Below are 9,590 nucleotides of genomic sequence, written 5' to 3'. Positions count from 1 at the left end.
GGTACGCGTACGACGCGCTGCGCCGCACGGCGTGGGTCGCGCGCACGGTCTGGGAGGACGAGGTGTACGCGGCACTTCTTGAGCAGGAGCATAGGGCTTCGTGATCCCCGGGGTGAGGGGGGAATGGCACAACGAGGAGGAACCATGTCGGAGACGAAGGACCAGGAGCAGACGCGCGAGCGGATGCTGCGCCGAGCCCTCGAACTGTTCACGGAGCTCGGTTACGAGGGCGCGTCGATCGGAATGATCGCCTCTGGCATGGGACTGACGAAGGCGGCGGTCACCTACCACTTCCGCACCAAGGAGGACCTCCTCAACGCGGTGGTGGAGCCCGCCTTCACCGACCTGAACGCGTACTTCGAGAAGTGGGAACCCGGACCTCTCAAGCCCGCGCGGCGACGCGCGGCGATCGCCGACTACGTCGCACTCCTGGTCAAATACCGCGCCCTCCTCGCGTTCCTGGCCAAGGAAGGCGACCGCCGGGACCCCGAGCCCGTGATGCGCCAGTGGCCGCGGGTACGAGAGCAGTTCACCCAGCTCATCTGCGGCGACGAGGAAGACCTCAGCGAGCGGCTCTACCTCGCCGCCGCCACCCGGGGCCTCGCCATCGCACCGGTCGGCTTCCCTGAGGTCGCCGACGACGAACTGCGCGAGCACCTGCAGGTGGCCGCCGAGCGCCTGCTGGCCCGCCCCCGCCGCCGAACGACCTGACCGGCCGGACGCAGGGCGGAAACCGACGACTCGGCCGCCAGCAACGCCGCCGAGCCTGAACTCCCCTCTCCAGTACCGCGGTTGCGCACCCTGCGCAGCCGTCGGCCGTGATCTCCCATGGCTCCACGGGACGTCGCGTGCTGCTCACTGACCGCCCGTACGCACCGGTGCCCCTCTGCCCGTCCATGGCAGAGGGGCACCGGCGTATGCACTGCATCACCGCGTCTTGCGGGGCCGGTTGTCTCGGCCCGGCGCGGGTGAGACGGAACGCCCGCTGCCCCTGGCCGCAGCGGGAGTGTGGTCGGGCATCTGGGTGGCATCGGCGGGCAGTCGGCCATGCGGCGCAGCCGCCACACCAGCACGTCACTGATCGAGTCGGCGGTGCCCAGCTCCCGCCGTCCGGCGGCCTCCGTGAGCAGCGCGGCGGGGTCGTGGCCGGTGCTCGCGGTGTCGGCGAGGGTGGCCGCCAGTGCGGGCCAGCCCGGCTCGGCCAGGATCTGCTCGGCCAGCTCCGGCACGGCTGCCCGAAGACAGGCGGCCTGCTTCTGGCGCAGGGGCTGGGACGGGCGTCGGCCTCGCTGGTACAGCACGGCCAGCGGGATGTCGGCGGCGGCCTGGCGGGCGGCCGCTGCCTGCTGGGCATGGTCCTTCTTCGCATGCCAGTGGGCGGCGGCGGTCACGAGGAAGAACAGCATGTCGATCGCCATCGCGGTGGTGGCCCCGTCTTCTCCGCGTCCGAGCGCGGGTCCGCTGTAGACGAGGTCGCGGGCGGCCTGGCGCAGGGCCCGGTCGTGTCCGCGCTCGGCCTTGATGTGGGAGCGGGTGGCCCGTTCGAACGAGAAGGCGGCCTCGCGCAGTTCGGCGCGGGTGTGGGCGGCGGAGGTCTTGGCGAGTGCGTCCAGGACCTCTCCGGCCGCCGCGATGTGTGCGGCCACCTGCGCGTCCTCACCGTCGTCGATGACCAGCACCGTCTGCCACACGGCCGTAGCGGTTCGGCGCCGTGCTGTCGAGGGGCCGCTCGGGGCTTCGACGGAGGGTGCGTCCGTGCCCTGGCCTGGGGTGCCGTCGGAGAAGCGTTTGCGGATGCGGGGCAGGGACAGGTCGGGGGCAAGGGTGGAGCCCGCGTAGAACACGGGCTCCTGCTTGCCATTGCGATCGTCCGGGAGGGCGACCTTGTAGCCGAGCAGGTCGCCGGAGGGTGCGACGCGCTTTCGGATCAGCAGGCCGGCGGCGGCCAGCCGATCGAAGAACTCCTCCTCGCTCATGGCTCCCGCCACTGCCCGCCGTACGGTCTCCCGGAGTTCCTCGCGTGCCGCCTGCTCCCTGCCCTCGCGCGTCGCCTTGTGGCGTTCGGCGCTGGTGGGTGGCTTGGCGGCGGTGCCGTCCCCGGGGGCGACTCGGCGCAGGTTGTAGTCGACTTCGATGCGGCGGCATTCGGCCTGGGCACGGCGAGCCTCGTTGTGCAGGCGGGGCTGACATGAAGTGGCCGCGCATCTCGGCCAACAACCGCAAGAACACCGCCAAGGCCCTCACCAAGGTCACCCTCGCATTGCGCACCGAACTCCCGGACCGCTTCGACCCGATCGACGTACGCCGGGCTCTGCGTGAGTACGCCTTCAACAAGATCCGACGCGACGAGGCGCCGCCCGAGGTCCGCACCGTCCTGTCGTGGATAGCCCGCAACTCCCTGCCCATGACGGCCTGGGAGGACACGAAACGCGTCGACGCCGTCATGCAGGCGCTCGACACCCTTCTGGACGGCAGCCCGGCCGCCGCCAGCTCCGTCAAGCGCGAGCATCGGATCCTCAACGTGGCGATGAAGTACGCCGTCCGGCAGAAGATCCTCACCGCCAACCCGCTCCCGAAGGGAAAGGAGGAGGGAGCCGCCCCGAAGGTGGCCGAGGCCGTCGACAAGCGGTCGCTGCTCAATCCGGGTCAGGTCGCCGGTCTCCTGGCCTGGATCGCCGACCGCCCTCGCACCGGCCACCGCCTCCATGCCTTCTTCGCCACGCTCTACTACGCCGGTCTGCGGCCGGAGGAGGCCGTAGCCCTCCGCGTCAGCGCCGCCACACTGCCCGCTGAGGGCTGGGGCGAGCTGCTCGTCCACACCGCCGAGCCCGAGGTCGGCAGCCAGTGGACCGACGACGGCCGCGTCCACGAAACCCGCGACCTCAAAGGCCGCGCCGAGGGCGACACCCGCCCCGTCCCCGCCCACCCGGCACTCGTCGCTGTCCTTCGCGACCTGATCAAGAGGGACGGCCTCCAGCCGGGCGACCTCTTCTTCCCCGGTGAGAAGGGCGGGCTGCTGGCCGGATCGGTCTTCCGCCGTGCCTGGAACAAGGCCCGCAAGGCGGTCCTGCCGGAGCACGAACACGAGTCACCCGTGGGCAAGCGCGTCTACGACCTGCGCCACACCTGCCTGACCACTTGGCTCAACCACGGCATCCCACCCGCCCAGGTCGCCGAGTGGGCCGGCACAGTGTCCCCGTCCTGCTCGCCACTTACGCCCGCTGCATCACGGGCCAGCTCGCCGAGCTCCAGCAGCGCATCGAAGGCCCCCAGCGACTACCAGCCGGGCCGGCCCCGAGCATGCCGGTGCCCAAGCCTGGATCCACGCCCGCACCGCGTCGCCGAGCCTGAACCGGGCGCAAAGACGCGCAGATCTTCGCTCTCGGCGCTGGGGTTCAGTCGGCGATGTCGACGCCGTATCCGCGTGCGAGGGCGTCGAGGCCGTGGTCGTAGCCCTGGCCGACGGCGCGCAGGCGCCACACCGGGCCCCTGCGGTAGATCTCCGCGAGCAGCATGGTGCGTTCGGTGGTGGCGGCGTCCAGGGTTGCCCGGGCGAGCGGTGCCTCATTGCTGCCGGGGGCCGCACCGATCTGGATCGCGCCGACCGTCCCGAAGGTGGTGGCGCCGTCGATGGCGGCAGCGACGACGACCTTGCGCGTCGCGGGTGGCAGGGAAGCCAGGTCGAGGGCGATGGTCTGTTCGGCCGGGCCGCCGGTGAGCAGTCGCACGGTCCCGGCGGGGCTCTCCGGAGCTCCGTAGAAGATGAAGTCCTCGTCGAAGGTGACCTGTTCGTCCTCGTCGAGGAGGAAGGCGACGACATCGATTTCGTAGTCGGTCCGCGGGGCCCAGCCGGCGGTGACGTACCACTCGGGCGCGGGTCTGCCGTGCGGCATGGGCAGGTCGATGACGCCGCCTCTTGGCATCACGTGCGGCTCCTGGGTCCGGAGTGTCGTCGCGGCCGGGGCGGGGGCGGTCGGAGCGGTGAGCCACTGGAGGTCGTGCACGGGGAGTTCGAGGGCGGTGATGCGGCTCATGCGCCGGTCGCCCTGCCCTCCCTCCAGGAGTACGACGTCGGTGACGCCGGCGGACAGGTTGATTGCCGCGGACCCGCCGAGCTCGACGATGCGGGTACGGGCCGCTGCGGCATCGGCATGGACACCGCCGAGCACCAGCACGCGACGCCCGGCCAGGGGCTTGTCCAACGTGCCGACGGACGGCGCCGGCCGGCGTGGAGCGGGTTCCGACGCACCGGGCGCGGCCGTGGGGAGGGCTGCGGCTTCCGGGACGGGTACGGCAGAGGCCGTGGTGGGCGCCGACTCCACGGGCCGGGCGACGGGTTCTGGTTCCGGTTTAGCCGCGGGGGCGACAGCGACGGCCGTCGCCTCATGCGCTGTTCCCGGCCGTACGTCGGCCAGCAGCCGCAGGAAGGTGTGCTCGTCGATGACCGGTACGCCTTCGGCGAGTGCGCGTTGGGCCTTTGCCGAACCGGACGCCGGTTCATTGGTGACCAGCACGCTCGTGTGCCGGCTGACGGAGGTCATCATGTTCAGCCCGGCGGCGACCGCCCGCCCGACCAGCTCCGCCCGGGCATGGGCGGTCTCACCAGTGATCGCGACCTTCATCCCCTGCAGGAGAGGTCCGCCGGGAGCCAGCCGTCCCGGATTGCGATAGGCGCAGGGAGTCTTCGGCGGCTTCGGCGTGAACTGCGACTCTGCCCGGGGCGGGCAGGTCACCAGCGGCAGGGGCAGATCGAGCCGCGCCGCCTCGCGCAGTGACGCCCGCAGGATCCCGGCCAGTACACGGGCGTCGTCCAGCGCATCGTGTGCACGCTGCTGGGGGACGCCGTAGTGGGCGGCGAGGGTGCCGAGCTTCATGTCGTCCGTCGGCGGATCCACCTGGCGATTCAGAGCCAGGGTGCACAGCCGCTGCGACACCGGCAGCCACATCCGCGCCCGGGCGAATTCGTAGGCCAGGAAGTCGTAGTCGAACTGGGCGTTGTGGGCGACCAGGACCCGGTCCTGAAGCATCGTGCCGATCCGACCGGCGACCTGGTCGAAGGTCGGCGCGCCTTGTAACCGCTCGACGGTCAGCCCGTGCACCCCCACCGGTCCCGGATCGCAGCCCGGATTGAGCAGTGTCGAGAACTCCCCGGTCTGCTCACCGTCCGGACCGATCGTGATCACCGCGACGGAGAGCACGCGATCTCGCCGGGCGATGAGGCCCGACGTCTCCACATCAACCAAGGCCCAGTCGTGTGCGTAGTCGCCCCGGTCGGACGCAGCGAAGGAGGTGGAGACGAGACTCATGGCGGCAAGGATGATCTGATATCCAGCGCCCCTTCAACCCGTATGCCGAATTGCCATCGTCTGGAAGGCTGCAACCAGGCGGTCCTACGACGTCGACCGTTGAACCGGCGGGTGGCGCTGTTCGATTGCCGTACGGCTAGAAGATGTCGGCCGACGCATCCTGCGTGAGGTTTTCGAGGATCGTGCGTATCCACGGGCTGCGAACGGCTGGTAGCCGGACCAAGGTGTGCTGGAACGTTCCCCGGTCGGCACGGAACAGGTAGGTGGGGCGCGGCGGGAGCGGGTCGTCGCGGAGTACGTCTTGGGGTATGCCGCCCGACGCGGGAACAGGCAAGTACGGCTCGGGGGAGACCAGCCACAGCCACACCCCCAGCGGCAGGGGCACCGGGTATGCCGATGCCGCCGGGCCGGCGGGGGTCCAGGTCTGACCCGTCTGGGGATGGACCGGTACGAGGAGGATGTCGACGCCCGCACTGGCGGAGGGTTCTCCCGGCCCAGCCAGGACGGCGTGCCGCGTTGGCGGGCCTGCGGGCAGCAGGACGTCGAGCGCGCGTTGGAACACGTCCGCGGTCAGACCGCCCGGGACCTTCACCGGCTGCCCTTTGGAGGCCACCAGCAGGTGGGCGAGCGCCTGGCCGGCTGCTGCCTCCCATTGAGGACTCCACGACCAGTAGTGGCTCGACCCAGACCGTCCTCCCCACGTGCCAATCGGCTCGAACGGGGGCGTGCTCTCCCCCGTTTCTGCCAATTCCGTCCAGGAGGACGGCGCAGTGTGGACACCGTCGATGGGGACGCGGCGCACGGCGTCTGAGCTGAGCCGTACTGCCTGCCAGAGCGAGCAGTCGTCGACCCTTGTTGCCACGGGCAGGTCGCATGCCTCGCAGGCCATGTTGGGCCCGTCGGCTCCGTCGAGGCCACAGCAGGCACCGCCACGCTTCTCGGGAATCAGCCGGGCTCCGCGGAGATCACCGGGAGCGATGACAATCGCCCCGGGCGTACCGTCGGACAGGGCGTAGACCGGCGCGTAGATGCCGCGTGCCTCCGCCTCGCCCGGATCGATCTCGTCCCACATCCGCCACGGTCCTCCCCATGGGTCTGGGTCCACGGCAAACGTCCCTGACTCCATCAGCACCGGTAGTTGGACCCCGTTCCCGTACTTCTGACGGGCATGGGACGGAAGGGAGACCTGGGTCAAGCGGACTGTCAGCTCGGCGCCACAGCGCGCACAAATGAATACGAACAAAGGCACCCTCCGTATGGGAAACAGCTGCATAGTCGCAGCTCGGAGGCGGCCCGCCAACGTGTTTTCATCCGTCGCGGCACCACTGCACCTACCACCGTCAGGGAGCGCCAACGCAGCGTGGGCGAGTGCCAGCCGCCGTCCATGACGGCAGCCCCCGTCTGTGCGGCCGAGGGCGATGCTTGTGGCCGACCACAGACCGTGGCGTTGGTGAGCGGCTCGACGGCAAGAGACCGCACCGAAACCGGGTCTTCAAAGTTGAGCGGTACGGAGGTGTCCGCGGGCTCGACGAGTCGTGACGCGGGCGACGAGCTTGATCTCGCGGACACCACGGACTGCGATGCGGCGGTCGGTGGATGGTGGTTCTCACCGGGCCGGCAGCCCTCCGGCTGTCGGTCTCGCCCGGACACGAGCTGCGACTGCCAGGCGCAGCTCGTGTGGTGCCGGATCGTCCGCTCAGAGGCCCAGTAGCCGGACTGCGTTGTCCTTGAGCAAGCCCGGTTTGACTTCGTCGCGGATGTTGGTCTTGTCCAGGTCGGACAGCCAGCGCTCCGGAGTGATCAGCGGAAAGTCGCTGCCGAAGAGGACCTTGTCGCGCAGCAACGTGTTGGCGTACTGGACGAGGATCGGTGGAAAGTACTTGGGCGACCAGCCGGAGAGCTCGATGTAGACCTGCGGCTTGTGCACGGCCACCGCGAGTGCCTCCTCCTGCCAGGGGAAGGACGGGTGCGCCAGCACGATCGGCATGTCGGGGAAGTCGACCGCGACGTCGTCGAGGTGCAGTGGGTTGGAGTACTTCAGCCGGTAGCCTCCACCACCCCGGGTGCCCGCGCCGGCGCCGCTCTGCCCGGTGTGGAACAGGGCCGGGACCTGGTGAGCGTTGAGCACCTCGTAGAGGTCGTAGGCCTTCCGGTCGTTCGGGAGGAAGTGCATCGTGTTGGGGTGGAACTTGAAGCCACGTACCCCGCCCTGCGTGATCAGCCGCTCGGCGAGCCGGGCTCCCTCCTCACCGCGATCCGGGTGGACCGAGGCGAAGGGGATGAGGACGTCGTTGTTCACCGCGGCCTGCTCGACGATCTCGTCACTGGTGAGCGCGGATTCGCCGGGTGCGGCGGGTCCGTTGTCCACGTGGAACGTCACGGCGGCGAAGTTGCGCTTGCGGTAGTACTCGGCGAGGTCCGGCACCGTCCCGGGGGGAAGCTCGTCGGACTTGAAGTATTTGGCCATCTCCCGCAGCGTCTCGTTGACCGCCGACGGGTCGTCGTGCACCGAGGAATGCACGTGGGTGTGCATGTCCAGTGCGTCGATGCCCGCGACGTCGATCGCCGGCCGGTAGGTCGTGCTCATGCTGAGGGTCCTTTGTCGTCGAGTTCGCCGAAGGTGCTGCCGTCGGCCACGAGCTGCTTCAGCACGGGAGCGGGTTCCCACCAGGCATCGTGGCCGCCGTGGAGTTTGTCCACGGTCGCCAGGACCGTCGGCAGGCCGACGGAGTCCGCCCAGTACAGCGGCCCGCCCCGCCACGCCGGGAAGCCGTAGCCGGTGGTGTAGACGACGTCGATGTCGCCAGGCTTCGCGGCGATGCCGTCACCCAGCAGCCAGGCGGCCCGGTTGACCAGCGCGAACATCGTGCGTTGCAGGATCTCCTCGTCGCCGATCGGGCGCCGCTCGATCCCGATCCGGGCGGAGTGCTCGGCGAGCAGCCGCTCCATCTCCGGATCGGGGTGCGGGGTCCGGTCACCGGCCTCGTAGCGGTACCAGCCCGCGCCGCTCTTCTGGCCGAGCCGGCCGAGATCCACCAGGTGCAGAGCGATGTCCGAGTAACGGCGGCCGGTGGGCCGGGTGGCGATCTCGCGCCGCCTGCTCTCGACCCCGATGTCGTGGCCCGCCATGTCGGTCATGGCGAAGGGACCCATGGCAAGGCCGAACTCCGTCAGGACCCGGTCGACGTCGGCCGGGAGTGCGCCCTCCTCGACGAGGAACCACGCCTCGCGCAGGTAGTCCTCCATCATCGCGTTGCCGATGAAGCCGTTGGCGTTGCCGGCGCGCACGGCCACCTTGCCCATCCGGCGGGCGAGGGCCATCACCCGGGCCACGGTCCGGGGCGAGGTTCGTGCTCCGGGCACGACCTCCAGCAGCTTCATCACCTGTGCGGGACTGAAGAAGTGGGTTCCCACGACGTCCTCGGGCCGCCCCGTGGCCTCGGCGATCACATCGATGTCCAGGAAGGAGGTGTTGGTCCCCAGCAGCGTGCCCGGGGCGGCGTGCCGGTCCAGGCCGGCGAAGACCTCGCGCTTGAGCGAGAGTTCCTCGAACACCGCCTCGATGACGAGGTCGGCGCCGGCCACCGCGGTGAGTTCGGCCGCCCCCGTGACCAGGCTGCGCCGCTCATCGGCGACGGCCTGGTCGAGGCGCCCGCGCCGCACGCTGGAGGCGTGGATCGCGTCCAGCCCGCGCAGGCCGCGCGCGACATCCGCCTCGGTCCGGTCCACGAGCGTGACGGGCACTCCTGCCGTGACGAGGGCCTCCGTGATGCCGACGCCCATCGTCCCGGCGCCGACGACTGCCGCCCGAAGTGGCCTCCACTCCGCCTCGTCAGGGGGCAGGCCGGGCAGCTGCCCGGCTCGCTCGACCGCCCGGCGCACGTGCGCCAGCGCGGCCCGCGCCTCGGGAGTCTCGGACTTCGCGTTCACCGCGCACCTTCCCCGGTGGTCGTGAGCAGCACATCGAGCGCCGTGATGCCGTCCGGTCGCGCGACCAGCGGGTTGATGTCGATCTCCTCGATCTCGGGGCGCGCGAGCATCAGCCCGCCGATCGTGGACACGACCCTCGCCACGGCCTCCACGTCGACGGCCGGCCGGCCGCGGAACGGGCCGAGCAGGGCCGCCGACCGGAGCTGCCGGAGCTCATCGACGATGTGCGGCACCGCGAGGTCGGGTGGCAGCAGCCGGGTGTCGGCCAGCGCTTCCACCCAGATCCCGCCGAGGCCCACCAGGACGACGGGGCCCCACGCGGCGTGCCGTTTGGCGCCCACCACGAGTTCGAGC

The 9,590-nt window shown here is 70.5% G+C and carries 6 protein-coding genes and 1 pseudogene; 1 reads left to right on the top strand and 6 read right to left on the bottom strand.

All coding sequences use genetic code 11. From position 1 onward, the window contains the following. Positions 1 to 144 precede the first annotated feature (144 nt). Entirely contained in the window at positions 145 to 711 is a 567-nt protein-coding gene (locus tag ACWDAG_RS43805) for a TetR/AcrR family transcriptional regulator (protein WP_450701153.1), read from the top strand. A gap of 216 nt (positions 712 to 927) precedes the next feature. Here ACWDAG_RS43805 and ACWDAG_RS43800 read toward each other — a convergent pair. From ACWDAG_RS43800 to ACWDAG_RS43775, 6 genes and pseudogenes are all read right to left on the bottom strand, one after another. Then, positions 928 to 2,186 (bottom strand): annotated as a pseudogene (locus ACWDAG_RS43800) (mobilization protein); the annotation flags it as partial. A 1,209-nt stretch (positions 2,187 to 3,395) separates the two neighbouring features. Next, positions 3,396 to 5,306, bottom strand: a complete 1,911-nt coding sequence (locus tag ACWDAG_RS43795) for a TerD family protein (protein ID WP_450701152.1) — start codon at positions 5,304 to 5,306, stop codon at positions 3,396 to 3,398. A gap of 136 nt (positions 5,307 to 5,442) precedes the next feature. Continuing rightward, on the bottom strand, positions 5,443 to 6,549 hold the full coding sequence (locus ACWDAG_RS43790) for a hypothetical protein (RefSeq protein ID WP_450701154.1): 1,107 nt from the start codon (positions 6,547 to 6,549) through the stop codon (positions 5,443 to 5,445). A gap of 453 nt (positions 6,550 to 7,002) precedes the next feature. Beyond that, complete coding sequence (locus ACWDAG_RS43785) at positions 7,003 to 7,893, bottom strand: amidohydrolase family protein (RefSeq protein WP_450701151.1); 891 nt, start codon at positions 7,891 to 7,893, stop codon at positions 7,003 to 7,005. Then, positions 7,890 to 9,236, bottom strand: a complete 1,347-nt coding sequence (locus ACWDAG_RS43780; RefSeq protein ID WP_450701150.1) for a 3-hydroxyacyl-CoA dehydrogenase NAD-binding domain-containing protein — start codon at positions 9,234 to 9,236, stop codon at positions 7,890 to 7,892. Before ACWDAG_RS43780 ends, ACWDAG_RS43785 begins: the two co-directional genes overlap by 4 nt. After that, a complete protein-coding gene (locus ACWDAG_RS43775; protein WP_450701149.1) occupies positions 9,233 to 9,580 on the bottom strand; it encodes an acetate--CoA ligase family protein in 348 nt (115 codons plus the stop codon). Before ACWDAG_RS43775 ends, ACWDAG_RS43780 begins: the two co-directional genes overlap by 4 nt. Positions 9,581 to 9,590 lie beyond the last annotated feature (10 nt).

This window comes from Streptomyces sp. NPDC001157, assembly GCF_053598255.1.
Note: the sequence above shows the minus strand (reverse complement) of the source record. Positions and strands in the feature narration are given on the sequence as shown.